Here is a 26,302-nt window from a genome sequence, read left to right on the forward strand (position 1 = left end):
TTTAATTGATTAGAGTTAGAATTTGATTGCCAATAAAAATACCTATTTTAGAAACCATAGACATGGTTCCAATGCCACTTAATAGGCCCGTAATGAAACGCCTGCTATTGGTGCTTTCTATATTAAAATAAGCTTGAATTGTACCGTCGATATAGGTTGGTATAATCATTATAATTGTCCAAAGAAGCGGAATTTTAATTACGCCAAAAACAAAAAGAGGAAGGGCTAAGTAGCCTAAATTAATGCCTGTACACCGGGCACATAATGGAAATTGCTTGCCTTTAAAAAAAAACGATCGCTCAGGTTTTTGATGACAAAAAGCAAAATTTAGATGTGCTCCTTTAAGAGTGATGTCCGATATTTTCTTCATAAACAATAGTATAATACAACCAGTTATAAATCTAAAGTAGTAGAATTTACTTATAATGACAAATTTCAAAACCACTTTTAGTTTTTAAAATGAATTGTTTGTATTACTTTTACGTTCCTATTTTTAGTGATAAGAAAATAGAAATCTACTAATCATCATTAAAAAATACTTACAACTTGATATCACCTGCTTCCATAGATTTAGTGTTTGAAACTGCTCGCGTAGAGGAGGTTATAGGTGATTTTGTAAATCTTAAAAAAGCCGGAAGTAATTTTAAAGGTTTAAGTCCTTTTAGTGAAGAGCGTTCGCCAAGTTTTATGGTATCGCCTGTAAAACAAATTTGGAAAGATTTCTCAACAGGTAAAGGAGGGACAGCGGTTTCATTTTTAATGGAACACGAACATTTTACTTACCCTGAAGCGATTAAATATCTGGCGAAAAAGTACAATATTGAAATAGAGGAAACCGAACAAAGTAACGAACAAAAGGAAAAAGAAAGTGAGCGCGAGAGTTTGTATTTGGTAAGTGAATTTGCAAACACCTATTTTCAAAAAATATTATTTAAAACCGATCAAGGAAAATCGATCGGCCTAAGTTACTTTAAAGAACGCGGTTTTACTCAGGAAACCATTGAAAAGTTTAATTTAGGGTACTCGTTAGATGAATGGCAAGCCTTTACAGACGAAGCCTTAAAAAAAGGATACAACATCGAATTTTTAGAGAAAACAGGCTTAACGATTGTTAAAGACAACAAACGCTTCGACAGGTTTAAAGGCCGCGTTATGTTTCCTATTAAAAGCATGAGTGGTCGTGTTTTAGGATTTGGCGGTCGTATTTTAACTAACGATAAAAAGGCAGCCAAATATGTAAATTCTCCAGAAAGTGATATTTACCATAAAAGCAATGTTTTATACGGAATTTATTATGCCAAGCAAAGTATCGCGAAAGAGGATAATTGTTATTTAGTTGAAGGCTATACCGATGTTATTCAATTACACCAAACAGGTTTAACCAACGTGGTGTCTTCATCTGGAACGGCATTAACATCAGAACAAATAAGATTAATAAATAGGTTAACTAAAAATATAACAGTATTGTTTGATGGAGATGCTGCAGGTATGCGAGCTTCGCTAAGAGGTATCGATTTAATCTTGGAGCAAGGTATGAATGTTAAGGTTTGTACCTTTCCCGAAGGTGAAGATCCCGATAGTTTTGCCAGAAAAAATACTTTAGAAGAGTTAACGATCTATTTAGATGAAAATGCGAAAGATTTCATTCAATTTAAAGCATCTGTTTTATTTGAAGAATCTAAAAACGATCCTATAAAAAAAGCCGATACGGTAAGAGATATTGTAAATAGTATTGCTAAAATTCCCGATCAAATTAAACGAGAAATTTATATTCAGGAGTGTTCTCGTATTATGGATATTAGTGAGTCGGTACTATTTAGCACTTTAGCTCAAATAAATAAAAAAGAGTTACAGGACGAATCAAAACAAATTAAAAGCGAGAATAAGGCTTTTGAAGTTATTAAAAATCAAAACCCCGTTGAAAAAGTTGATGTTCAGTATTTGTTAGAGCGTAAAATAATAGAAATTTTATTGCTTTATGGTAACAAGGTTGAAGATTTTGAAGATTTGGTTCTTAAGGAAAATGATAAAGGCGAGTTAGAACTTGAGCCCGTAATACAACAAGCAAAAGTTTACGAAAAAGTGTTTTTAGATTTACAGGATGATGAAATGGAGTTTACAAACGATCATTTTAAAACAATCTATTACACGATTATCGATCAGCTCAATCAAAATCCGGACTTTGAAGTAAAGAATTTTATTAATACAGTAGATGTTAACATGGCTAATGAAATCACTTCTATATTAATGGAAGATGAGCGATATACACTAGATAATTGGCAACGCATGGATATTTTTCCAAAAGAAAAACATCATAGCGTTGCACAATTAGTTAGTGAAACCATTTTGAGTCTTCGATGCTATTTAATAGATCAAAAAGTAAAGGTTTTTCAACAAGAAACATTATCAAATATTACCGATAGTAATAGAAATATTCTTGAAGAGGTTAAAGATTATTCTAGTCTTAAAATGCTACTCTCGAGAAAACTTAATCGTGTATTATAACAACGACTCATTTAATTTAGCTTGGCTAACTAAATCTACTAAGTTAGTTACTTTAAGCTTGCGCATTAAGCGGGCTTTGTAGGTACTAACGGTTTTTTCATTGATGTCCAATTCCTTGGAAATCTCTTTGTTTTTTCTACCAATTGTTAAAAGTTTTAAAACTTCGGCCTCTCTGGTAGAAAGTTTTTTGTAATACGTTCCTGGTTTGTTAGTTCTGTTTCCAAAAGCTAATAGTTGAGTTAATTCATTACTTAAATGAATACCTCCATTACTAACTTTTAAAATGGCCTCATTAATAGTAATCACGTTTTCAGATTTGTGTAAATAACCAACAGCGCCAGCTTTAATGGCGTTAATGGCATAAACCTCTTCTGGTTGTGCACTAAAAATAATGGTTTTAATGTCTGGATAATCATTTTTTAGATAACGCAAAAGTGTTAAACCGTTAAGTTTTGGCAAATCTGCTTCAGTTAAAATGATATCTACAGGATTTTTTTTGATGTATTCTATTATTTCTTCACCATTATCAACACTAGCGACTATCTTAATGTTGGATGATGCAGAGAATAGAACCTCAAGCCCTTTCCTTGTAATAGGGTGGTTGTCTGCTATCAATAATTTTATCATAATTTTACTAAGCTTTTTAGAATTATAATTTAGTTTCGAGAGTATTATAATTGAGAGAATAAGCTTGCCTTAAAAGTAGTAAAATATTATATGATTTGCAATAATTATAACATATTGTTAGGAATTTCGCAAATTGGTATCGGAATCATTTTGTGTTTATTGGCAGTATTAAAGCGTTTATAGATGTTAAAAACCTTTTGTTCTCTACCAGAAAAATCTGCTGCAGTTCTCCCCGAATCGGCCATTTTCATTGCCCATTCAAGCTCTGGGTATGATGCGCCAATTTGGTCTTCGTCGCTTCTGGCATCACCAAATAAACCATCACTTGGAGATGCTAACATAATAGACTCAGGCACACTTAAAAATTTGCCAATTTCGTAAACTTCCGATTTTAATAGGTCGGCAATCGGACTCAAATCGACTCCGCCATCACCATATTTCGTGTAAAATCCTACACCAAAATCTTCAACCTTATTACCGGTACCTGCTACTAGTAATTTATAAAGTCCTGCATAATAATAAAGTGTCGTCATGCGTAAACGCGCTCTGGTGTTGGCTAAAGCCATATCAACAGTTGCTTGATCGGCATCGGCTAATACTTCAGTTTTAAATTCTTCAAATACAGGTGTTAAATCGACTCTGTTATCGATTACGTTTTCGTATTTTGATTTAAGATGTGCAATATGTTCTTGTGCACGTGTAACATGACTAGCCGCCTGGTGTATAGGCATTTCTACACACAAAACTTTTAATCCGGTTTTAGCACAAAGTGTTGAAGTTACAGCAGAGTCAATGCCACCAGAAACACCAACTACAAAACCATTTACACCAGCTTTTGATGCGTAATCTTTCAACCAATTTACTATAAAATCAACAACTTTTTCTGTTTGCATATTAAATGAATTTAAATCTAAGAATAGTACCTTTGTAAACAAAAATAAGTCAATCAGTCAATTTATAAAAATTTATAAGGTTTAAGTTTGTATGAAACATGTATTATTTCTCTTATTTATTGGGGTTATTGTAGTTTCTTGTAAAAAAGAGCAAAAATTAGAAGCCGAAATAGCCGCTATTGACTCTCAAGTGAATGTGGAACGATTTGATGCCTTATTTGCAAAAGTGACTCCCGAGACCCTTCCCGATTTGAAAAATGCCTATCCTTTTATGTTTTCAGAAAAATTTCCTGATTCTTTTTGGATTGCTAAAACTACCGATACTTTAGAGACACAAATTTTTAAAGAAGTAAACAAAACCTTTAACGACTTTAGTAAAACATCTACAGAAATAGCATCTTTATTTAATCATTTAAAATATTATTTTCCATCATTTAAACAACCTAGGGTTATAACCACAACAAGTGATGTAGATTACAGAAATAAAGTTATAGTTACCGATACCATCGCCCTTATTGCTTTAGATAATTATTTAGGTAGCGACCATGAATTTTATCAAAGTATACCAGTGTACATTCGTAATAACATGAATAAAGATCAAATTGTGGTAGATATGGCGAGTGAATATGCGACCAAATTTATTTACGAACGTACTCAAAACACATTTTTAGATAAAATTATTTATTATGGAAAACAACTGTATTTTAAAGACGTTGTACTCCCTTTTAAAACCGAAGCAGCGCGTATAAGTTATTCGCAGGAACAATTAGATTGGGCTAAAGCTAACGAAAGTTACATTTGGCGCTATTTTGTTGAACGGGAATTATTATACAGCACAGATTCTAAATTAGATGGCCGATTTATAACCCCTGCACCTTTTTCTAAATTTTATCTTGAAGGCATCGACAGCGAATCTCCCGGCAGATTGGGCCCATATATAGGTTGGCAAATTGTTAAGGCCTACATGGAACATAATACAATTACTATAAATGAAATGCTTGATAAAAGCGCCGAAGAAATTTTTAATAATTCCAAATTTAAACCACGCAAATAATGTCTAAAACACACACATCTACAATAGAATTAACCGTAGAACTGGATGACAATAGAATTCCAGAAAAATTATTTTGGACTGCCGAAGATGGCGGTATCACAAATGAAGAAGCCAAAGCAATGATGCTTGCTGTTTGGGATTCTAATACGCAAGAAACCTTACGCATCGATTTATGGACTAAAGATATGCCTGTTGATGAAATGAAGGTGTTCTTTCATCAAACTTTAGTAGCCATGAGCGATACTTTTAACAGAGCGACTCAGGATGAGAAAATGACAGCAACCATGAAAGATTTTTGCGACTATTTTGCTGAAAAACTAGAGCTAAAAAAATAAATTGAATGTTGTTATTGTAGCATTTTTAATTTAATCATATTTACTAAAACGGTTTTATATTTTACAATGGTAATCTATAAAACCGTTTTTTTTAATCGGATAGTAATGCTTTTTTGCGTAAGATTATTTATATTTAGTTCCTTATGATATTTATAACTTTTTAAAAATTAAGCGAATGAGGTGTATTTTTATTCTTTCATTATTATTTATTTTATCTGTAAATAATGGCCACTCCCAAGATTTAAAACCAACTGAAATCGATCATATAGAGTCGTTAATTTCTAAATTTAAAACCGACATTAGAGGTCCCTACAAAGATATTCGTTGGTTTTGCAAAGATGGTACAATTAATTTGCCAAAGGAGCCTTGCGAGGACGGAGGCGTTCAACATGCCAGATATAAAGATGTTGTAGTTCAGTTAGGTGAAAAAAATCATATTTATTTAGGACAAATTTTAGCTTCAACAGATTATGAAGCATTTTGGGATGATGCCAATTATCATTCTAGAATTAAGCAATATATGTTGGGAAAATATTTAGCTTCGGTAGACGACGGATGGATTAATCGTAAAGGGCGTTTTTATCGTGGTGCTGTTCAAGCCGAAGATGAGCAAGAATGGGGAAAAAGCTTTTTTAATAAAGTTTTAAAAAACAATGATAACATTAATAAGCATTTTTATTTGCTCAGACAGGCTATTAAAGACATACCGCATTCTGGCGACGATAATGTAGCGCAATTAATGCGAAGTCAGTCTAAATACATTGCCGATGCCAATAACGATTTTATGAATATTAGAATTAAAATTCATGGAAAACCCGATGTTACAGATATTGAAAAAGTAAAAGCATTCAAAACAGCTAATAGCAGCAGTCTTTCGCCCGAATTAAATTCTAAATTAGATGAATTAATAGTTACGATGCGCCGGTTTTTTGAACCCGTTAAACTCGAAAAACTTTCAACGTATTTAAAACCGCTTACCAATAAAGAAATAAAAGCATATTTAAATAATTACATAGCAGCTTATAATTTATTGAGTGCAAAAGAAAGAATGGAGTCTACCTCGGATGCTATGTGGTTTATTAGAGAAAATATTTTAAATGAAACATCTTCACAAGGTCGATTAGAACTTTTTGATTTATCACTAAAACTAGAATCGTTAATAATTAAACAGTTTAATGATTACAATACCCATAGCTTAGGGGCTTTAATTGATGTTATTTGTTATTTAAGTACAGCCTCTGCTGCATCAGGATATACCGAGATTTGGGAATGGAATCGTTTGCAAAATACCTTAGCGAAACCAGATAAAGCAGAATTAACAATGGCCGAATTAAACGACATGTTAGTTGCAGCTCGTAATCAGTTAGAATGGGGAACAGGTAAAAATAGTGCTGTTTTTAAAAATGTGGTACAGGTGTATGAGAAATTTGAGCCATTAACACATGGGTTTTTAGATGATAGAATTCGCGGTTCTGTGGCCTTATATTTAGGGAATTGTATTGGTAAACTGGGCGATTTAATATCTAAAGAATCTTCTTTAAATAACCAAGTATTATCCATAGACAATCAAAGTCATGTTCATGGCTTAAATCCGGGATATGCTTTAGGCGAATTACATGTTATTGAAGGTTCTGGTGAAGGTATAGAAGTTAATCCGAAAAACATTTATGTATTTGAAAGGCCACCATCAGATTTAAAACCTATTTCAGGAATTTTAACAGTTTCCGAAGGTAATTTGGTGTCTCACGTTCAGCTTCTGGCTAGGAATTTGGGTATTCCAAATGCAGCTATTTCAAGTGAAAATCTTCAAAGTCTAAAAAAGTTTTCGAAACAACGTGTTTTTTATGCTGTTTCAAATAAAGGTACAGTTATAATGAAGCCTGAAAAAGACATGACAGAAACAGAGAAAAAATTATTTTCAAAAGAAGAAGTTTCTCATGATATGATTACGGTTCCTGTTGAAAAAATTAGGTTAGATAGAACGACAACTATGAGTTTAATGGATGTTGATGCGACATCTTCTGGTATTTATTGTGGTCCTAAAGCAGCGAATTTAGGAGAGTTGAAAAACAATTTCCCAGACCACGTTGTCGATGGATTTGTTATTCCTTTTGGTATTTTTTTAAATCATATGAAACAAAAAATGCCTAACCAAGATAGATCTTATTGGGATTATTTAAACGCCATTTTTAACACAGCTCGCGAGATGAAAGCTGCAAATAAACCTGAAAAAGAAGTTGAAGATTATCAATTAAAAGAGCTTGCTATTTTAAGACAGGCCATTTTAGATATGCCGCTTTTAGATAGTTTTATAAGTGATATTAGTTCATCTTTTACAAACATTATTAAAAAACCTTTTGGCGAACAAGCGGTGTTTTTAAGGAGTGATACCAATATGGAAGATTTAAAAAGTTTTACAGGGGCTGGACTCAATTTAACCTTGTTTAATGTATTGGAGAAAAACAATATAATTAACGGCATTAAAGAAGTTTGGGCATCGCCATACACAGAACGTAGTTTTAAATGGCGTCAAAAATACTTAACAAATCCAGAAAACGTGTATCCTTCTATTGTGGTTATTCCTGGTGTAAATAATGATTATTCTGGGGTTATGATTACCAAAGGCGTGTCATCGGGAGAAACAGACGAGATTACAGCCGCTTTTAGTAGAGGCGTAGGTGGTGCTGTCGATGGACAAGCTGCAGAAACCTGGAGTATAAAAAACACAGGAGTTTCAAAATTAATAGCCCCTTCAAGAGAGCCTTTTTACAATGTGCTTCCTAAAAAAGGTGGTACCATTAAAAAATCGACAACCTTCGAAACACCTATTTTATCACCATATAACATTAGTCAGTTAAATGATTTGCAAAAAGAATTAACTAATAAAATGATGGAAAAAGGAATTCATGGACCTTTCGATATGGAACTTGGCTTTCAAGAAAACAAAATTTGGTTATTTCAAGTAAGACCATTTGTTGAAAATAAAAATGCTGTAAGTTCTTCTTACCTAGAATCAATAACTCCAAAGGTTGACAAACAAAAATTAATTTCATTACAAACAAAACTTTAATTATGAAGAAAGGAATATTTATTGTAGTACTTTTTATGTGCTTCGGATTCACTTTAATTACGAGTTATCCAATCGACGGATATAAATTAACAGGTATTAAGCGTTTAGCATATTTAGAACGTGTTAAAAGCGGTGAAGTTAAAAGTAAGTTGCCAGTTGGCTCGCTTTATCCCATGGATTCCATTAGACTTAATTTAATAGATAAAAGAGGTCATAATTTATCTGGAGTTCCAGCTGTTGATGCCCAATTACAGAAACAAATAGATAATTTATTTCGTGGACTTAATAATAATTATTCTATTACGGTTTTAGACATGTCTAAAGGCAAACCTATTCGTTATGCACAACACAGGGAAACGGCTCAATACCAGCCAGGTAGTGTTGGTAAGTTGGTTGTTTTGGCAGCTTTCTTTACTCAGCTAAAAAATATATATCCTCACGATTTCGAGAAAAGGCGCGATTTAATGAAGCATAAAGTAATTAAAGCAGGAAAATGGGCTTTAAGCGATCATCATACCATTCCGGTTTACAATATGGAAACTAAGAAATTGGTGAAGCGTATTGTTCAGGCTTCAGATGAATTTACCTTATACGAGTGGGTAGATCATATGGTTTCGGTTAGTAATAATGGTGCTGCAAGTGTTGTTTGGCGCGAAGCTTTTTTAATGTCTGTTTTTAAAGATAAATACCCCAATTTAACAACAGAAGAAGCAGACGAATATTTTAAGAATACACCAAAATCTGAATTATCTGAACAAGCGATAGAGATGGTAAATGCGCCACTTCGAACGCTTGGTATTACAGAAGATGAATGGCGTTTAGGCAAGTTTTTTACTAGTGGTGCAGGCAGTTTTATCCCTGGTAGAGGCGGAAGTACTGGAACACCTTTAGGTTTAATTAAATATGTTATGGCTCTAGAAAAAGGTGAATTAATTGATAAGGCCACCAGTTTAGAAATGAAACGTATTTTGTACATGACAGACCGAAGAATTCGTTATGCTGCTTCAAAAGAACTGGACAGCGCTGCTGTATATTTTAAATCTGGAAGTTTATACAAATGTGATAAAGAGAAAAATCCATCTTGTGGAAAATATCAAGGCAACGTTTATAATTATATGAATTCTGTTGCTATTGTAGAACAGCCTGACGGGTCTAGATATGCCGTTTGTTTGATGTCGAATGTGTTAAATAAAAATTCGGCATACGATCATTTAATGTTAGCTACAAAAATTGATGCCATTATGCGCAATTAAAGTTGTGTTTTTAGATGTTCTAAAGTTTGAATAGCCTGAAGTTTTATTGTTTCATTTGGGTTATCAATAAGCATTTCAACTAAAGGGATAAATGTTGTATTGTTTGTTTGCATTATAAGGTATAGAACCGCATGTTTAATTTTTAGGTCGTGCATTTGCAGTAAAATGTTATAACATTCGTACTCTGTATAGCTTTTAAGATTGAATTTTTTAATAATGTCTTCGGTTAATTGGTCGTCTATTAAAACGGTTTCTGCAATAGGAATTAACAGATGCTTTAATTGATTGTCCAGTATGTTTTCTAAAAACTCGATGGCATTGGCACGCTGAGAATCTTGTCCTTTTTTTAGAATTTCGAAAATCGGTTCAATTTCATCGGGCAAATATTTTAATCCTAAAAACTTAAAAATTCTTAACAATTCTCTATCTAACCGGTGTTCTAAAATGGTTAACAGGCCTTTACGGGCTTTGTTTTCTTCAGAAAGATCTTCAGTTGGAATTTTTTCTAAATGACTCAATGGTAGTTGAGAATGTATGGTGGATAAGGTGGTTTGATATTTTTTGCATTCTTCTAAAACCTTATCTAGAATAAATCGTTCTTTAATAATTAAATTATTGTTGCTCCATTTGAGGCGTTGTAAAGCTTCTAAAGCTTCAATGGAAATCGCGTGTTCGGTATGGTCTATTAAGAAAATGAGTGTTTTAACGGCCTTTTGAGAGTTGAATTTTTCTATCACGTGAGGTATAAAAACACCTTCTTGTAAATCGATTTGATCGTGGGCTATTTTATCTCTTAAATAAATTATAATTGGTTCGCCGTATTTATATAAACCATCGATAGCATGTTGTCGGGTCTTTTTTTGAGCCAGTAAACTAACAATAAAAGGTACAAACTCTAAGTTTTTTGTTTTGGCAGCATTGTCTATGGCACAATTTAAAATGTCTACATCACCGGTTTGAATTTGATCTTTTATAATTGGATAATACGCCCTCATTTTAGAATTACCAATAACTTCTAAAATGGTTAACATTTTATTTTTTTTAATTTCTAAATCGGACATATTACGCCAGTCGGCAATGGCTTGGTCAATCCATTTATTGAGTTGAAATTTTTCGTGTAATTTGTTTTTTGAATGAATTTCGAGCGACAAGGCTAACAGTGCAGCATTCTTTAAATTATCGTCGTTGCTATTTAAATATTTAGCATAATAAAATTCGGAGTTTTCGCTGTGTCTGTTTAAAATATATCGAAAAGCATCGGTGGTTACTTCTTGATTTGGGTCTTCTAATAATTTTTCTATTTCTGGAGTTAAATCTTCAGTTTTTAAATAGTAAAGACTTTCTATAGCCAGGGTTCTTACTTTTGCAGACTCATGATTTAATAATTTCTTTATGCTTTTAAAGAAACGCTCGTCATGATAATCTATCGTTTTGTAAAGCATGTGTATAATTTGCGATTCAGAACCATTTTCTAAAACCCACTTAACGGTATCAACTATAGAAGCTATGGGCACTTCTTTTTTATGATTGTTTTTTTCGGCGTGATGGTGCGTTGTTTCTAAAAGACTTTTAAACGAACGTATGTATTCTTTTTTAAGTTTAATGATAAAATAAATCCAAACGCTAATCATTATAACTGTTATAATGCTAACATACAGTTTAGAAATATTTAAACCGTTAATAAGAAAAATTAAAATAAAACCAGCAATTCCGGTTGCGATACTATCTATTACAACATCAATAAATGGTTTGGTTCTTTTTTTTAAATCGATAGGAATTGGGATAGATAGCAACTCTGTAGCCGCTTTGTTTACCGACTGTTTTAAGCTCCCATCGGCAATTTTAATTATAACTACCACCCAAAGTTCTGGAATAAATAAGAGCAATACCGAACCAATTAAAATTCCAATGGGTAACCAGAACATGGAGTTTCCAACCCCAAAAACGCCTACAATGCGTTTGGTAATAAATAATTGTATTACTAATGAAATAACACTTAAAGTTGAAAACCAAAAACCAAAGAACCCTGTTAGTTCCTCGGGAGAACTAATTAATTCGGAAGCATAATGGCTGTATTGATAATCTACCAATTTGGCAACAATAACACTTAAACCAACTACTATCGCAATAACCGATAGCAGTTGCGATTTTTTAATTAATTTGATGGGTGATTGCTCTTTAAAGGTTGATTCTCGTTTAATACTTACTGCTTCCGATGATTTGTCGACTTCGTTTTTCCAGATATATCTTGTAATAGGAATACAGATTATAAGTAGCCCAGCCGCAATTAAAAATAAATTTTCAGAAGCTATAAAATTAGATAAAATAGTGGTTAAATACCCGCCAAATATACCGCCTGCTATAGCACCAGAGCCTATAAAACCAAAGATGCGTTTCGCTTCTCTAATATTGTAAACTAAGTTGGTTAAAATCCAAAACTGCGAAGTTGTTAATAACCCGTAAATAGACACCCAGATGTAAGGTATAAATAATATATACCCCAAATTGATACCTGAATTTAAAGCTACGGTAAATATTATAAGTGAAATAATTGAGCCAATAAGGGTTTTCTCTATTATTTGGTTTAGTGCATATTTTTCTAAAGCTTTATCGTAAAAATAGGAGCCAATTACAGCAAAAACAGCTGTTAATATATAGGCGATTGGTAAAGCATGTGATGTTAAGGTAGAGAGGAAAAGCGAATTTATTGTAGGTTTTACAATAAGTAAAGTGGTAATTAATAAAAAAACATTAAGCTGCAATAACAAAGTTTTTTGCAGCTCATGTTCGTTTAAATCAAATATTTTTAAAAGGTAATTTTTTAACCCCTTGTTGCTTTTCATGTTTAGTCAATATTTAGAGCTTTTTCAACAGGTGAAACCAAATCTCTAATAATTTGTTCTCCACCTTCGTTCTCTAACAAAGCTACTAAAATATATTTTCTATCGTTATCCCAAACCAAAACGGAGTCGGAATGCCAATTTTTCCATGAACCAGACTTTCTAAATAATCGTGCGTTGGGTGCAATTTTATTAAGTGTATTTACAAATTTATGGTGCAAGTCCGGATTTTCCATAATATCTAGCATTTGCTTAGAGCGATCATAAGATATTAATTTTCCATAACTTAATAAATAATAAAAGCGACAAACTTCATCAACCGTAGCAGCGTGGCTTAAATTTTTTAAAGGTTCTCTGTTTGTTGGGCCAGAAGCAGCATAGCGTTTGCCTACCCATAAACCACCACCTTTTTCAACATCATAGAAATTATATTCTGGTGCGGTTAATACGCTTTCTATCTTTTCATATCCTAGTAAATCAATTAATCGTGTGGTTGCCTGGTTGTTTGATTTGCTAATCATTAAACGCATGTCTGTTTTAATGTCGTTAGATAGCTTTATTTCGTGTTTTTCTAAAGCATCTTCGGTAGCTAACAAAACAGCAATTTTAGGTAAGCTTGCAGCATACATCATTTCATCGCCATTAATAGCTGCAAATTTCGGGTTTTCGGGGTCGCTTAAATCTACAACACCAACAGACATTTTTTTGTGGTCTATTAAATTTTTCCAAGATGTATTTTTGCAAATAGAAGCTTCTAATTTTTTAGTTAATTCGGCATCTTTAAATTCATTTAAAGGTTTGAATTTATCTTCAGGGATTTCTATAGGTAATTTGTTATAATCTCGATTTGTTTTTTTTAGGCTATAGGTTGAATGCTTTTTAAGTTTACTTTTTAATTCGAAGCTATTTCCTATAAATGTGCCAATCAATACTATTAATATAGCAATGACGTATTTTTGTTTATTTCTTTTATTGAAAAATTTCATATGTTCTTGTAATGTAAAAAACTGTACAAAAGTACAATAAAATAAGATTCAAAGATAAATTTTAACTAAATTTTATTCGCCTTAAATATCTGGTTTAAAATAGGTTATGGTCTTTTTTTTGAATTAATTTTCTTGCTAAATCAATGGTTTTTTTAGCTTTTAGACTCGCATTACCATTGGTTGATTCTATCTGAATCTAGCTTAATAAAAATAAACAATAAAATAGTAAAAGCCCAAAGTCCCGATCCGCCGTAACTAAATAGCGGGAGAGGAATTCCAATGGTAGGTATAATACCCATTACCATACCTACATTTATAAAAAAATGTATAAAAATTATAGAGGCCACACTGTATCCATAAACACGACTAAACTGCGATTTTTGTAATTCGGCTAGGTGGATAATTCTTAAAAGTAACAATACAAACATAATTACAACAAAAGCGCTTCCCAGGAATCCCCATTCTTCGCCAACCGTACTAAAAATATAGTCGGTATGTTGTTCTGGTACAAATTTACCTGTAGTTCTGGTGCCTTCTAAAAAACCTTTCCCAGTAAAACCACCAGAACCTATAGCTTTTTCCGATTCATTTAAATTATAGGCAAATGTTTGTTTCATTTTCTCCAGCTTCTCTGGGTCTTTTTCCCAGCGTAACCATAAACTTATGCGGTCTTTTTGGTGTGGTTGTAAAATAGAATTGTAGAAAAATTTAATACCAAAGGATATGCCTGTAGATAAAATAAATATTAATGATAAATTAAGTATAGAGGCTTTTCTTTTGTTTAAAAAATAATAGCCTAAAATTAAAACAGCTACAAAAGCCGAGGCTGTTAAGCCGCCAAATTTTAAAGATAAAATAGATAACACTATGAGTGATACAACAATATTGAGATAAAATTTAGGTAATCCTTCTCTGTATAAAACAAAAAAGAAAGCGCCGTAAACTACCGTACTACCTGTGTCGTTTTGTAATAAAACTAAAATGGCAGGTATTACAATAATAATAAATGTTTGAATTTGATCTTTTATGTTATTGATGTTCGTATTTAAATCGCTAATATATTTTGCAACCGCAAGGGCTGTGGCGGTTTTAGCAAATTCACTTGGCTGTAGGGTCATGCCCCCAATACCGTACCAAGAGGTTGCGCCGTTTACGTTTTTTCCAAAAACAAATAAACCAACCAACGATAACATGGATATAATATAGATTATGCTCGAAAACCGCTCGTAAAATTTGGCATCGATAGCTAGGAGTAAAATAATTAAACCAAAATTTAAAAATATAAAAAGGAGCTGTTTTCCGTAAGGTTGCGAAAAGTCTAGATAGTTAATCTCTTCGCCAACATGAGACGCCGATAAAATATTTAACCAACCAAATCCAACTAATAAAAAAAATATAATAATTGTAATCCAGTCGAATTTAAAATATTTGTGGGTTTCTCTAATCATTTTCAATTACTTGTAAAGCACTTTCTCTGTTTATGCCAAAAGGTTTTCCAGAGTAAGGCTTGGCATATTCATTCTCTAAACTATGCGTTAGAATCCATTTTTCTAAATCGGTTCTTGTAATTTCGTTTTTAATGTATTTTTCAATCATTAAACTGGCAATTCTCCCTGCAAAGCGGCTTCCCCAATAACCATTTTCAACAAATACAGCAATGGCAATTTTAGGGTTATCTTTTGGGGCAAAGGCAACAAAAATAGAGTGGTCTGTAAGCTGTGTTTTTTTACCGTCTATTTTAATAAAATTCTCGGCAGTTCCTGTTTTTCCACAAATTTCAATGCCCGGTACTTGTAGTGAAGCTGCGGTACCTTTATTATACACATCGAACATACCTTGTACTACAGGTTCGAAATTTTCTTTGTCTATAGTGGTATATTTTGGTTTGGTATAATTCTCGTCGATGGTTTGGCCTTCAATGTTTTTAATAATATGAGGTGTGTAAAAATAGCCTCTGTTTCCTATGGCAGCAACCATATTGGCTAGTTGAATTGGTGTTGCTTCCACTTCACCTTGACCGATAGCATTCGATATGTTGTAGGTAGAAGACCAGCGGCCTTTTCCGTACCATTTATCATAAAAATTACCATCAGGAATACGGCCTTTGCTTCCAATTTTTAAATCGTAACCCAAATAGTCACCTAGCCCAAAGCTTTTAACGTGGTTGCTCCAAACATTCATGCCTTCGGCCGGATTTTTATACTTATCAATAATACGTCTGTAAACATTCGCAAAATACGCATTACAAGATTGGGCAATGCCTGAATACATGTCTAAAGGGCTCGAATGCGCGTGGCATCCTGTTAATCGTCTGCTTCCTAAATAATAACCCATTCTGCAACCAAAGCGGTCATCGGTAGTAACAACTTTTTCTTGCAGACCAATTAAAGCATTCATAACTTTAAATGGAGATCCAGGAGGATATTGCGCTAAAAGGCTTCGGTCGTAAAGCGGTTTGGCTATGGTATCGTTATATAGTTTTGTAAAATTTTTAGAACGGTCTCTTCCTACTAAAATATTCGGATTGTATGATGGTGCCGAAACCATGGCTAAAATTTCTCCAGAACTTGGCTCAATGGCAATAATACCGCCACGTTTGTGCTTCATGAGCAATTCGCCATAGGCTTGTAAATCTGAATCAATAGTAATAGTAATGTCTTTTCCAGGCTGAGGTAACGTGTCTAGAACACCATCTTTGTAAGGGCCAATGTCTCTGTTAAATCGGTCTTTTTGAATAAATTTGATGCCTTTTACACCTCTCAATACTTCTTCATAAGAAGCTTCAACACCTTGTTTTCCTATTAAATCGCCTTGTCTGTAATACGGATATTTGTTTATAATGGCATTATTTACTTCACCAATATCTCCTAAAACATTGGCTCCAATAGCGGCTTGGTAATGTCTTAATGAGCGTTTTTGAATATAAAAGCCTTCAAACTTGCGCATTTTTTCCTGAAGCACAGCGTAATCTTCTTTAGAAAGCTGTGGTATAAATACCGATGGTAATCGTGGTGAGTAATGATACGCTTTGTTGTAAATTTTTAAAAATTGCTCTTTAGTAATTTCTAAAAGCTCACAAAATTCTAAGGTGTCTAATGGTTTTACTTCACGCGGAATAACCATCACATCATACGATGGTTGGTTTGCTACTAAAAGTTTTCCGTTTCTATCGAAAACAAATCCGCGTTTCGGGTAGTCGTAAACTTTTCTAATGGCATTATCTTCAAATAAATTAGTTTCTCTAGAATCGTAAATTTGTAAATAGAAAAGTCTTGAAATAAAAACAAGACCAACAAAAATTATGGATGCAAAAAGTAAAAATTGTCTCATCTATTTTTTCTACTAAAAATTATGGTTATTACTAGGCATAATAAAATAGTGAATATACTTGAGAATAACGTTTTTTGAAGCACTAAAATTATTTTTGAAATGCTAAAAATTTCTAAAGAAAACAGTACAAGATGGTGAAGAAGTGTTAAAATAACTAAGTAGGCCGTTTTGGCTCCAAAATCTACCGAATCGAACTTCACGGTTTGATGTTCATACATCATCCCGAAAGAGAACTTTAAAATAACCGGGCGCACATAGGCAATAAACACACATGCCGCTGCGTGAATACCTCCAGAATCTTGAAATAAATCTACAGATATTCCCAATAGAAAACTCAAACATATAATTATAACTCTATTGTTTTTAACCGGAAACAGGGCAATAAATAATATGTAGATATACGGATTTATATAACCTAAAAAGTTAATATGATTGCATATTAAAACCTGCGTTGCCACCAACAAGAAAAACCGAATACCATTGGAGTAAAGTATGTTATTCATTCTTACTTGAGTTTAACAAATTAGAAATTTCGGTTTTATTGGTGTTTTCTATGATATAAACGTGTTCCAGGTTCGTCATATCGTTAAACAGCCTAATGTTTATTTCATAATAATTTTCGGCAGCATCTAATTTAAAATTATCTATAACTCCAACAGGAATGCCTTTTGGGAAAATCGACGACCTTCCAGAGGTTATAATCGTATCGCCTTTAGCAACGGGTGCAATTTTAGGAATATCTAAAAGCTGGGTGAGACTTGGGTTTTTCCCGTTCCAGGTTAAGGTTCCAAAATGATTGGTCTTTTTTAACTGCGCACTAATTTTACTTGTGGTATTTAAAATTGAAAGTGCCGTTGCATAATTTTTGTTAACTCTGTCTATAATACCCACAATACCCTTACTGGAAACCACGCCTAAATCTTGTTTTAAATGGGCTTTAGTACCTTTATTAAGTAAAAGAATGTTATCGGTAGCAGAGTAGCTGTTTTTTATAACATTTGCAGAAGTAAACTTGTAAACGGTTTCAAAACTTAAACTATCTAAAAAGGTACTATCTTTTTGTTTTTTAGAATTGTATAATAGTGCTTTTAATCTATTGTTTTCCTCGGATAAAATTTGATTTTGAGTTTTTAAATTTAAATACTCATGAATGTTGTTTATAGAATTATAAACGCCTCCCGTTAAAAAATTAGCCGAATTTATAAATTTACTTTTGTGATACGAATGTGATTGAATTGTAAATAAAATAGAAATAGAAAATAGCAACAAGAATAACAAAAACGTTTTGTTTCTTATTATAAAATTAATAATCTGTTGCATGTTTTTTTATCCTATTTAATCAATACACTTTTGTATTTGGTTAAATTTTTAAGGGTAATTCCTGTGCCACGAACAACCGCTCTTAATGGGTCTTCGGCAATATAAACCGGCAAGTCTGTTTTTTGAGATAAACGCTTGTCTAAACCACGTAACATAGAGCCTCCACCAGCTAAATAAATACCGGTATTATAAATATCGGCCGCTAATTCTGGAGGGGTTTGCGATAAGGTTTCCATTACAGCATCTTCAATTCTAAGAATCGATTTGTCTAATGCTTTTGCAATTTCACGATATGAAATTGATACTTGCTTTGGTTTACCTGTAAGTAAATCACGTCCTTGAACACTCATGTCTTCTGGAGGTAAATCTAAATCTTCGGTAGCAGCACCAATTTGTATTTTTATTTTTTCGGCAGTACGTTCACCAACATATAAATTGTGTTGAGTACGCATGTAATAAACAATATCGTTGGTAAATACATCACCAGCAATTTTAACCGATTTATCACAAACAATACCACCAAGCGCAATAACTGCAATCTCGGTTGTACCACCACCTATATCTACAATCATGTTTCCTTTAGGTTGCATAATGTCTACACCAATACCAATAGCAGCAGCCATAGGCTCGTGTATTAAATATACTTCTTTACCATTAACACGCTCTGCACTTTCTTTTACTGCTCGCATTTCTACTTCGGTAATACCAGAAGGAATACAAATAACCAAACGAAGGGCAGGGGTAAAAAATTTCTTTTTTAATGCCGGAATGTTTTTTATAAACATACTCATCATTTGTTCTGAGGCATCAAAATCTGCAATAACACCGTCTTTTAACGGACGAATGGTTTTTATGTTTTCATGCGTTTTTCCTTGCATTAAACTGGCTTCTTGACCAACTGCAATAATTTTTCCCGAAATACGGTCTCTTGCAACTATAGATGGCGCGTCTACAACTACTTTGTCATTGTGAATTATTAGTGTATTCGCCGTACCTAAATCTATTGCAATTTCTTCGGTTAAGAAGTCGAAAAATCCCATGTATTGTTAATGTTAATAAAGTTATTATTGAATGCTGTAAAAGTAATAAAACTAAAGAAAAAAATGGTGGTTTATTATTGATAGTTGAAAAATAATTTTTAAAGGCTTTTCTCCTGTTAAATATTGAAAAATGCAGAACGAATTTATAGTGTTTAGAATTGTGATTTTTTACTAAAAAAAATATTAAAATGTATTTTAACCATAAAAAATGCATTTTGTCGATATTTTTTTATATCATTGTATCTGTAAATTGCTTTGATGCATTTCATCTTAAAACAAAATTTATTAACCTAAATCTTAAAAAATGAGTACAGATACTATGGCAACAAAAACGCCACCAGGAACACAAATTAATCCTAAAAATGTTACCATTACGCCTTTAAATAGTCAAATTTCTTTTTCTTACAATGCTACTTCTGTAAAACCTTTACCGCCTTTGGTGCAAGTTAGTTTTAGTCCAGATGGTAATTTACAGATAAGTAATATCGTTTTTATTGCAGCTTCAGAAAATGCTGTAATTACTTCTGTTTATCAAGAATCTGTTATTTCAGATGAAGGTACAACGCAATTAGACTTTTTTATAGATTACGACGCTCCAGAAGAAAGTTTTCAAACATTTAATGCATTTCGTGTCGATTTTGTAATACAAAATCCGCCAAGCGATTTACAACAAATAGAAACTTATTTATGGGATGAAGATCCTGTTGGTTCTCGTGGAACTATTACCGTAATTGACGGTAAAGGCAGCAATTAAAATTAAAAATTTTATATTATTAAAATGACCAAAGTGCGAACTTATGGTCATTTTTTTTAAATATATTTGTACATAAAAATTCTACATGACCATTAAAATAATTCATATTTTAAAAATTAAATTATTGTCTATTTTAATTTTCATGGTATTGTGTGGTCACCTTAATGCACAAGAAAAGCTCCAGCCTTCAGGATACGAATTAGAATTAATAGAAAAGGCAAGCGCTCATAAATCACAAGTGTTTTTTTATAAAGCTGCTCATTTTTTTGCTGAAAAAAACTGGGATTCTACCTTGGTTTATTCTATGAGGCACTTAAATTCAGAGAAATCTTCTAAAGAATTAAAAGCCTTTTCACATTTATTAAGAGGTGAAAGTTTTGTAAATAAGAAAATTTTCAAACAAGCTGAAGCAGAATTTCGACTGATACCTCAAGATTTTGAATACTATAATCTGGTTAAATTCAATTTAGCAGGAACTGTTTTAGAACAGAATCAATTTCAAAATGCGATTGATATTTATTTAGAGTTAAGTAATTTATCGGATAAAGAATATGTGTTTTTTAAAAAAAGCAGTGTTAACTCTAATCTGTCGCTTTGTTATTTGCATCTTGGGGAATTCGATAAAGCAAAACCTTACTTGGTTGAGAATATTGAGTTGAGTCTTCGTAAAAAGGACACGTTAGGCCTTATTAAATACTATGGGAATATGGCCAATTTTTATTACGAGCAGTATAAAGATAATTTAGCTATACCTTATTTTGAAAAAGCCTATCAACTTTCAAAAAACATAAAAGATATCGAATCGAAACAACTCACAGCTAATAATATGGCTGTGGTAGAAGAAAATCGTAAACATTTTAAAGAGGCATTGGCTTATAGAAAAGAGAGTGAGCAATGGAAAGATTCTCTAAATAATCAAAATAAAATTTATGAAGTTGCCAATCTCGAAAGGCAGTTTGCGGTTAAACAAAAACAAAAAGAAGTCGATTTATTAGAAGCAGAAAATAAAGCAAAAGAGATCGAAAAAAACGGACTCTTATATTCTGCAATTGTGCTTTTACTTTTATTAGTAACAGCCATTTATTTTTACAGAGAAAAGCTAAAAACCAATAAAATTATAACAGCGCAAAAAGAACGCTTAGATGCATTAAATGCTACAAAAGACAAATTGTTTTCTATTGTTAGTCACGATTTACGGTCGTCTGTAAACGCCCTTAAAATGAGTAACACAAAGCTGTTAGATAATTTAGAAGCAAAAAATTTAGATGCTTTAGACGATTTATTACAAACCAATAGTGCCATTGTAAATGGGGCTTATAACTTATTAGATAACCTGTTGCATTGGGCATTATTGCAAACCAACCAGTCGTATTTCGAAATTACATCGTTACGATTATTTTTTATTGTAGAACAAACGGTTTATAATTACAAACCGCTTATGCTAGAGAAACAAATTACTTTCGAAAATACAATTTCGAAGCAAGATGTTGTTTTTGCCGATCAAGAATCCTTGAAAATTATTTTAAGAAATTTATTGGATAACGCCATTAAGTTTTCAAACACCAACGGAAGTATTAAAATATATACTCAAAATGCAGACGATGCGTTTCTGGATTTAATTGTTGAAGATTCTGGTGTAGGTATGAGCCCATCGAAACGCCTAGAACTATTAAGCGATACGACCGTGCTTTCTAAAAAAGAGAACGAAAACATAATAGGAACCGGACTTGGGTTGCAATTATGTAAATCGATGATTAAAAAGAATAATGGAACATTTGCAATTGAAAGTACTTTGGGCAGCGGAACAAAAATGATAATATCTTTACCTAAAAAAGTCTAATATGGATAGTGTAAATGTTTTAATAGTAGAAGATACGCCAGCAGAAAGTGATGCTTTAATAGAAGTGTTAGAGGCTAATAATTACAATATTGTTGGTGTTGCAAGAACTTTTAAAGATGCATTATTTATGTTTTACAATAATGCTATTGATGTTGTGGTGGTCGATATTTTTTTAAATGGCAATCCCGATGGTGTAGCCTTTGCCGAGACCATTAGCGTAACTCCCAATGCATCAAAACCCTTCGTGTTTTTAACAAGTTCTACCGATAGGAGTATTTTTGAACGTGCCAAATTAACACAGCCCTTTAGTTATTTAATGAAGCCTTTCAATCCGCTTGAAATTTTATACGCCTTAGAAATGGCTGTCGAAAAATTTTATGCTCAACCCGATGTGTTTTTAGGCGACGAGGAAGATACCATTATAAGCAATGATTACTTATTTATAAAAAAGGGAAAGTCATTAAAAAAGGTTTTAATTACCGATATTATTTATATTGAAGTAGAGGAGAAGTATTGTAATATTATTACCGAAAACGACAAGTTTGTTATTCTTATTTCTCTAACAAAAATTATAAAATTACTGGATGCCACCATATTTTATCGCACTCACAGAAACTTTATAGTAAATGCCGAAAAAATAATAGAGATTGTACCTTCAGATAATCTTATTCTTCTTAAAGGCAATCATCAGGCAACTTTAAGTGAAACGTATAAAGATATTTTAAAAAAGTTCCCAACTTTAAAATAAAATCATCTGTGTTACTTCATACATTTTTGTTAAAAAATAGTTTTTAAAGCTACGGTTTTTTTGTTTTTCCGCTTTCGTGGATAAAATTACCGGCTTCATGCCATTTTTTTTATAAATCCATCTGTTTCAAAATACATTTACATCAGAATCATAAACGATTTGTATTAGGTATATGTATTCTCGAAAAAATAATAAATATAATTTTTTTAAAAAATTAAGTATGAATTTAGAAAAAAGCACTAAACAGTCTATCTCTCATTATTTTATATGCTTTGTAATTATAGCGTCTGCCATACAGTTAGTTCTTTTAATATATAGACTTTCTCAATTGTAATTTATATAACAAACTAGATTTTTAGAATTTAAGGGATTTGGTACTTGGTTTGTAATATGCTTTATAATAAAAATTAGATTGAGGGAAGGGGAATTAATACATGCTATCATTAATTCCAAAAAAAAAAGAGCACTGTCTTAGTGCTCTTTTTTAATTTTATGAGTAAGTGTGTTTTTAGTGTTTAAAATGACGCGTGCCTGTCATGACCATTGCCACACCATTTTCGTTACAATAATCGATGCTTAATTGATCTTTAATAGAACCACCTGGTTGAATAACAGCAGTAATACCAGCATTTTTAGCAATTTCAACACAGTCTGGAAACGGGAAGAAAGCATCACTAGCCATAGAAGCACCATTTAAATCGAAATTAAATGTTTTTGCTTTATGAATGGCTTGCTCTAAGGCATCAACACGACTGGTTTGTCCGGTTCCGCTGGCTAATAATTTTTTGTCTTTAACCAAAACAATGGTATTCGATTTAGTATGCTTACAAATTTTTGAAGCAAATATTAAATCTTCCAGTTCACTTTGAGTTGGCTTTGTATTGGTTACATATTTTAACCCTTCAATAGTATCTGTAACGTTGTTTCTATCTTGAACTAAAATGCCATTTAAACAGCTTCTTACGTTGGTTTGAGGTAATTCTACTTCATTAAGAATTAAAATAATTCTATTCTTTTTGGCTTTTAAAACCTCTACAGCTTCTGTGCTGTAAGATGGCGCTATAATAACTTCACAAAATAAGCTACTAATTTCTTCGGCGGTAGCTTTGTCAATTTCAGTATTACTAATTAATACACCACCGAAAGCCGAAACAGGATCGCCTGCTAACGCATCAATATAAGCTTGGTGAATGGTTGCGCTTTGTGCGAATCCGCAAGCGTTATTATGTTTTAAAATAGCAAAAGTTGGCGCATCATTTTTAAACTCGTATATTAAGTTTACGGCGGCGTCTACATCAAGTAAATTATTGTAGCTTAATTCTTTACCGTTAAGTTTTGTAAACATAGCATCGAAATCGCCAAAGAAAAAGCCTTTTTGGTGTGGGTTTTCTCCATAACGTAAAACGTTTCCGTTAGTCTCGCTAATTTTTAAAACAGTTTCTTCGTTGTTTTGGTTGAAGTAATTAAAAATAGCGGTATCGTAATGTGATGATACATTAAAAGCTTTTGCAGCAAAACGTTTTCTGTTTTCTTCAGAAATACTACCATTATTTTCAGAAATAAGGTCTAAAAATTCTGCGTAGTCGTTAACTGAAGCTACACAAATAACATCTGCAAAGTTTTTAGCAGCGGCACGAATTAAAGAAATACCACCAATGTCAATTTTCTCGATAATATCTTGTTGGCTCGCACCAGAAGCTACTGTTTTTTCAAATGGGTATAAATCAACAATAACAACATCAATTTGAGGAATATTATATTCTTCTAATTCTTTTACATCTCCACTGTGGTTTTGTCTGTTTAAAATACCACCAAAAACTTTTGGGTGTAATGTTTTAACGCGACCACCAAGAATAGACGGGTAAGATGTAATTTCTTCAACTGGAACGACATCAATACCTAAATCGTTAATAAATGTTTGTGTGCCACCAGTAGAGTAAATAGTAACACCTTGCTCATTTAATTTTTTTACAATAGGTTCTAAACCGTCCTTGCTAAATACAGAAATTAATGCTGATTTAATTGTTTTTTCGTTGCTCATTGTGATTAAGTAGTTATAAGTTGCAAAAGTAGTTATTTTAACTAAAAAAGAAGTTTATAAATCTTAAAAACATAGCTCTTTTTTTAACTAAATATTCAAGTTGTTAACATTAAAACAAAAATCTGTTTTACAGTATTGAAGCCACTTGCTCGCAAACAAACTCTAGAAAGTCTTCGTCTTGTTTTGTAAACGGGTCTGGGGTATTCGAGTCGATATCTATTTGCCCGATATTTGCTCCTTTTACAAAAATAGGGATTACAATTTCGGCTTTAACCGAAATGCTACAAGCAATGTAATTATCTTGTGCCGTTACGTCTGGCACCACAAAATTTTTGTTGCTAACCGCTACTTGTCCGCATATACCTTTACCAAAAGGAATAACCGTATGATCGGTTGGAGCACCAACATAGGGGCCTAAAATTAGTTCTTCTTTTTCACCATTTCTAAAATAAAAACCAACCCAATTATAGTAGCTTACGTTTTCTTCTAGTAATTCGCAGATATTTAAAAGGCGTTCGTTTACGGTTTTATTGGTGTTTGAAACAATAGTTTCTATTTGTGGTTTTAGTGTATTAAAAATCATAATTTCAAAAGTTTTGGTAAAAGTATTTAAAAAGCTGTAATTTCGATATCTGGTTAGGTTTAATTTAACGAACGGCCATGATGTTTTAGTGAAATCACTTTTAGTAAAATACAAATTAGTTGTTAAGTTTATAATTACCTTTTTGTTGGTATATGTAGGCATGTCTTTGCTTTATAAATTTTACTTGCAATTTTCTGTTGGCTCGGCGTATTATCCAGATTATTTAACCCATTTAGTAGCTAAACAAAGTGAGGCTTTGTTTAAAGCATTAGGGTATCAGGTTGAAATGTTGCCTCATCCTAAAGAGCCTTCGGTAATGGTTATGATAGAAAATGTATATACGGCAAGAATTATTGAAGGGTGTAACTCGTTAAGTGTTATTATCTTGTTTTTGTCTTTCATTATAGCCTTCGCATCAAACTTTAAAAATACGTTTTTGTATATGCTTTCGGGGAGCGTTTTAATTTACTCTATAAACTTATTTCGAATCGTTATTTTAACTCTTGGTTTGTACCATTATCCCAAACAGGAAGCGTTTTTACACACCGTGGTTTTTCCAGCTATTATTTATGGCTTTGTTTTTTTATTGTGGATTTTTTGGGTAAATCGGTTTTCTGAAATAAAACAAAAAGATGCTTAAATACAGCACATACATAGGGCTTATGTTTTTATTTGGATTATTAATTTTAATTCGAATGTTTCAAAACGAATTGTTTTACGATCCTTACTTAATATTTTTTCAAAACGATTATCTATATATCGATAGTCCCAGACGCGAGGTGTTTAAAGTCACGCTGTTTACGGCTATTCGATTTTTTTTAAATACAGGCATATCCCTAGCCATCTTATATCTAATCTTTAAAGATAAAAGCATTATTAAATTCTCTGCGCTTGTTTATGGTATTGCTTTTTTTATTCTGATAATAATTTATCTATACTTTGTTATTAACCCGAGAAAAGAAGACTATTACATGTTTTTTAATATTAGGCGCTTTTTAATACAACCCATTATTTTAATCTTTTTAATTCCAGCTTTTTACTACGATAAATTGAAGCGATAATCGGCTAGCTTATAGATTATTA

The 26,302-nt window shown here is 32.3% G+C and carries 22 protein-coding genes; 10 read left to right on the plus strand and 12 right to left on the minus strand.

What is annotated here, in order from left to right; genetic code table 11:
- Position 1: 1 nt before the first annotated feature.
- Entirely contained in the window at positions 2-370 is a 369-nt protein-coding gene (locus AW14_RS06125) for a DUF2085 domain-containing protein (protein WP_044638015.1), read from the minus strand.
- Positions 371-546: 176 nt separating this feature from the next.
- Here AW14_RS06125 and dnaG point away from each other — a divergent pair, with 176 nt between their 5' ends.
- Entirely contained in the window at positions 547-2,505 is a 1,959-nt protein-coding gene (gene dnaG / locus AW14_RS06130) for a DNA primase (protein ID WP_044638016.1), read from the plus strand.
- On the opposite strand, the gene AW14_RS06135 is transcribed toward dnaG, so the two are convergent.
- Positions 2,500-3,132, minus strand: a complete 633-nt coding sequence (locus AW14_RS06135; RefSeq protein ID WP_044638017.1) for a response regulator transcription factor — start codon at positions 3,130-3,132, stop codon at positions 2,500-2,502. The genes dnaG and AW14_RS06135 overlap by 6 nt on opposite strands.
- A gap of 104 nt (positions 3,133-3,236) precedes the next feature.
- Positions 3,237-4,025 (minus strand): NAD(+) synthase, encoded by a 789-nt coding sequence (nadE, locus tag AW14_RS06140; protein ID WP_044638018.1) that lies wholly within the window; start codon positions 4,023-4,025, stop codon positions 3,237-3,239.
- A 91-nt stretch (positions 4,026-4,116) separates the two neighbouring features.
- Between nadE and gldB the strand changes: the two genes are divergently transcribed.
- From gldB to AW14_RS06160, 4 genes are all read left to right on the plus strand, one after another.
- Entirely contained in the window at positions 4,117-5,079 is a 963-nt protein-coding gene (gene gldB / locus AW14_RS06145; protein WP_044638019.1) for a gliding motility lipoprotein GldB, read from the plus strand.
- Positions 5,079-5,414 (plus strand): gliding motility protein GldC, encoded by a 336-nt coding sequence (gene gldC / locus AW14_RS06150; RefSeq protein ID WP_044638020.1) that lies wholly within the window; start codon positions 5,079-5,081, stop codon positions 5,412-5,414. Before gldB ends, gldC begins: the two co-directional genes overlap by 1 nt.
- A 175-nt stretch (positions 5,415-5,589) precedes the next feature.
- Positions 5,590-8,484 (plus strand): PEP/pyruvate-binding domain-containing protein, encoded by a 2,895-nt coding sequence (locus AW14_RS06155; RefSeq protein WP_044638021.1) that lies wholly within the window; start codon positions 5,590-5,592, stop codon positions 8,482-8,484.
- A 2-nt stretch (positions 8,485-8,486) separates the two neighbouring features.
- Entirely contained in the window at positions 8,487-9,737 is a 1,251-nt protein-coding gene (locus AW14_RS06160) for a serine hydrolase (protein ID WP_044638022.1), read from the plus strand.
- Here the strand turns inward: AW14_RS06160 and AW14_RS06165 are convergent.
- The 7 genes from AW14_RS06165 to AW14_RS06195 all read right to left on the minus strand — a co-directional run bounded on the left by AW14_RS06165 (position 9,734) and on the right by AW14_RS06195 (position 19,253).
- Positions 9,734-12,580, minus strand: a complete 2,847-nt coding sequence (locus AW14_RS06165) for an Npt1/Npt2 family nucleotide transporter (protein WP_044638023.1) — start codon at positions 12,578-12,580, stop codon at positions 9,734-9,736. The two genes, AW14_RS06160 and AW14_RS06165, sit on opposite strands and share 4 nt — an antisense overlap.
- 2 nt (positions 12,581-12,582) lie before the next feature.
- A complete protein-coding gene (locus AW14_RS06170) occupies positions 12,583-13,563 on the minus strand; it encodes a serine hydrolase (protein WP_084708791.1) in 981 nt (326 codons plus the stop codon).
- Between the two features lie 170 nt (positions 13,564-13,733).
- Positions 13,734-15,011: a rod shape-determining protein RodA gene (rodA, locus tag AW14_RS06175; RefSeq protein WP_044638024.1), complete on the minus strand. Its 1,278-nt coding sequence runs from the start codon at positions 15,009-15,011 to the stop codon at positions 13,734-13,736.
- Positions 15,004-16,893: a peptidoglycan D,D-transpeptidase FtsI family protein gene (locus AW14_RS06180; protein ID WP_044638025.1), complete on the minus strand. Its 1,890-nt coding sequence runs from the start codon at positions 16,891-16,893 to the stop codon at positions 15,004-15,006. Before AW14_RS06180 ends, rodA begins: the two co-directional genes overlap by 8 nt.
- On the minus strand, positions 16,890-17,396 hold the full coding sequence (locus tag AW14_RS06185) for a hypothetical protein (RefSeq protein ID WP_044638026.1): 507 nt from the start codon (positions 17,394-17,396) through the stop codon (positions 16,890-16,892). The genes AW14_RS06180 and AW14_RS06185 overlap by 4 nt, the downstream gene beginning before the upstream one ends.
- Positions 17,389-18,213, minus strand: coding sequence for a rod shape-determining protein MreC (gene mreC, locus AW14_RS06190; protein ID WP_044638027.1), 825 nt, complete (start codon positions 18,211-18,213; stop codon positions 17,389-17,391). The genes AW14_RS06185 and mreC overlap by 8 nt, the downstream gene beginning before the upstream one ends.
- A gap of 11 nt (positions 18,214-18,224) precedes the next feature.
- Positions 18,225-19,253, minus strand: coding sequence for a rod shape-determining protein (locus tag AW14_RS06195; RefSeq protein WP_044638028.1), 1,029 nt, complete (start codon positions 19,251-19,253; stop codon positions 18,225-18,227).
- A gap of 304 nt (positions 19,254-19,557) precedes the next feature.
- Between AW14_RS06195 and AW14_RS06200 the strand changes: the two genes are divergently transcribed.
- The 3 genes from AW14_RS06200 (at position 19,558) to AW14_RS06210 (ending at position 22,595) form a co-directional block, all read left to right on the plus strand.
- Positions 19,558-20,007, plus strand: coding sequence for a hypothetical protein (locus AW14_RS06200; protein ID WP_044638029.1), 450 nt, complete (start codon positions 19,558-19,560; stop codon positions 20,005-20,007).
- An 85-nt stretch (positions 20,008-20,092) separates the two neighbouring features.
- Positions 20,093-21,847 carry a tetratricopeptide repeat-containing sensor histidine kinase gene (locus AW14_RS06205; RefSeq protein ID WP_084708793.1) on the plus strand — a complete coding sequence of 585 codons (1,755 nt, stop codon included), beginning with the start codon at positions 20,093-20,095 and terminating at the stop codon, positions 21,845-21,847.
- 1 nt (position 21,848) lies between these two features.
- Complete coding sequence (locus AW14_RS06210; RefSeq protein ID WP_044638030.1) at positions 21,849-22,595, plus strand: LytR/AlgR family response regulator transcription factor; 747 nt, start codon at positions 21,849-21,851, stop codon at positions 22,593-22,595.
- Between the two features lie 508 nt (positions 22,596-23,103).
- On the opposite strand, the gene purH is transcribed toward AW14_RS06210, so the two are convergent.
- A complete protein-coding gene (gene purH, locus AW14_RS06215; RefSeq protein ID WP_044638031.1) occupies positions 23,104-24,636 on the minus strand; it encodes a bifunctional phosphoribosylaminoimidazolecarboxamide formyltransferase/IMP cyclohydrolase in 1,533 nt (510 codons plus the stop codon).
- A gap of 127 nt (positions 24,637-24,763) precedes the next feature.
- The gene (locus tag AW14_RS06220; RefSeq protein ID WP_044639518.1) at positions 24,764-25,219 is read right to left on the minus strand and encodes a GAF domain-containing protein; all 456 of its coding nucleotides are present in this window, start codon (positions 25,217-25,219) and stop codon (positions 24,764-24,766) included.
- Between the two features lie 88 nt (positions 25,220-25,307).
- Between AW14_RS06220 and xrtF the strand changes: the two genes are divergently transcribed.
- A complete protein-coding gene (gene xrtF / locus AW14_RS06225; protein ID WP_084708795.1) occupies positions 25,308-25,859 on the plus strand; it encodes an exosortase family protein XrtF in 552 nt (183 codons plus the stop codon).
- Positions 25,852-26,280, plus strand: coding sequence for an exosortase F system-associated membrane protein (locus AW14_RS06230; RefSeq protein ID WP_044638033.1), 429 nt, complete (start codon positions 25,852-25,854; stop codon positions 26,278-26,280). The genes xrtF and AW14_RS06230 overlap by 8 nt, the downstream gene beginning before the upstream one ends.
- Positions 26,281-26,302: the final 22 nt, after the last annotated feature.

The sequence above is a fragment of the Siansivirga zeaxanthinifaciens CC-SAMT-1 genome (assembly GCF_000941055.1).
GTDB classification, from domain to species: Bacteria; Bacteroidota; Bacteroidia; order Flavobacteriales; family Flavobacteriaceae; genus Siansivirga; species Siansivirga zeaxanthinifaciens.

What these genes read in the sequence shown, in the direction of transcription:
- AW14_RS06200 (WP_044638029.1), top strand. Translation starts at nt 19,558, where the DNA reads ATGAGTACAGATACTATGGCAACAAAAACGCCACCAGGAACACAAATT.
- nadE (WP_044638018.1), bottom strand. Translation starts at nt 4,025, where the DNA reads ATGCAAACAGAAAAAGTTGTTGATTTTATAGTAAATTGGTTGAAAGAT.
- AW14_RS06125 (WP_044638015.1), bottom strand. Translation starts at nt 370, where the DNA reads ATGAAGAAAATATCGGACATCACTCTTAAAGGAGCACATCTAAATTTT.
- AW14_RS06155 (WP_044638021.1), top strand. Translation starts at nt 5,590, where the DNA reads ATGAGGTGTATTTTTATTCTTTCATTATTATTTATTTTATCTGTAAAT.
- rodA (WP_044638024.1), bottom strand. Translation starts at nt 15,011, where the DNA reads ATGATTAGAGAAACCCACAAATATTTTAAATTCGACTGGATTACAATT.
- AW14_RS06185 (WP_044638026.1), bottom strand. Translation starts at nt 17,396, where the DNA reads ATGAATAACATACTTTACTCCAATGGTATTCGGTTTTTCTTGTTGGTG.
- AW14_RS06170 (WP_084708791.1), bottom strand. Translation starts at nt 13,563, where the DNA reads ATGAAATTTTTCAATAAAAGAAATAAACAAAAATACGTCATTGCTATA.
- AW14_RS06210 (WP_044638030.1), top strand. Translation starts at nt 21,849, where the DNA reads ATGGATAGTGTAAATGTTTTAATAGTAGAAGATACGCCAGCAGAAAGT.
- mreC (WP_044638027.1), bottom strand. Translation starts at nt 18,213, where the DNA reads ATGCAACAGATTATTAATTTTATAATAAGAAACAAAACGTTTTTGTTA.
- AW14_RS06205 (WP_084708793.1), top strand. Translation starts at nt 20,093, where the DNA reads ATGACCATTAAAATAATTCATATTTTAAAAATTAAATTATTGTCTATT.
- AW14_RS06230 (WP_044638033.1), top strand. Translation starts at nt 25,852, where the DNA reads ATGCTTAAATACAGCACATACATAGGGCTTATGTTTTTATTTGGATTA.
- AW14_RS06165 (WP_044638023.1), bottom strand. Translation starts at nt 12,580, where the DNA reads ATGAAAAGCAACAAGGGGTTAAAAAATTACCTTTTAAAAATATTTGAT.
- AW14_RS06135 (WP_044638017.1), bottom strand. Translation starts at nt 3,132, where the DNA reads ATGATAAAATTATTGATAGCAGACAACCACCCTATTACAAGGAAAGGG.
- AW14_RS06160 (WP_044638022.1), top strand. Translation starts at nt 8,487, where the DNA reads ATGAAGAAAGGAATATTTATTGTAGTACTTTTTATGTGCTTCGGATTC.
- AW14_RS06195 (WP_044638028.1), bottom strand. Translation starts at nt 19,253, where the DNA reads ATGGGATTTTTCGACTTCTTAACCGAAGAAATTGCAATAGATTTAGGT.
- gldC (WP_044638020.1), top strand. Translation starts at nt 5,079, where the DNA reads ATGTCTAAAACACACACATCTACAATAGAATTAACCGTAGAACTGGAT.
- gldB (WP_044638019.1), top strand. Translation starts at nt 4,117, where the DNA reads ATGAAACATGTATTATTTCTCTTATTTATTGGGGTTATTGTAGTTTCT.
- AW14_RS06180 (WP_044638025.1), bottom strand. Translation starts at nt 16,893, where the DNA reads ATGAGACAATTTTTACTTTTTGCATCCATAATTTTTGTTGGTCTTGTT.
- purH (WP_044638031.1), bottom strand. Translation starts at nt 24,636, where the DNA reads ATGAGCAACGAAAAAACAATTAAATCAGCATTAATTTCTGTATTTAGC.
- AW14_RS06220 (WP_044639518.1), bottom strand. Translation starts at nt 25,219, where the DNA reads ATGATTTTTAATACACTAAAACCACAAATAGAAACTATTGTTTCAAAC.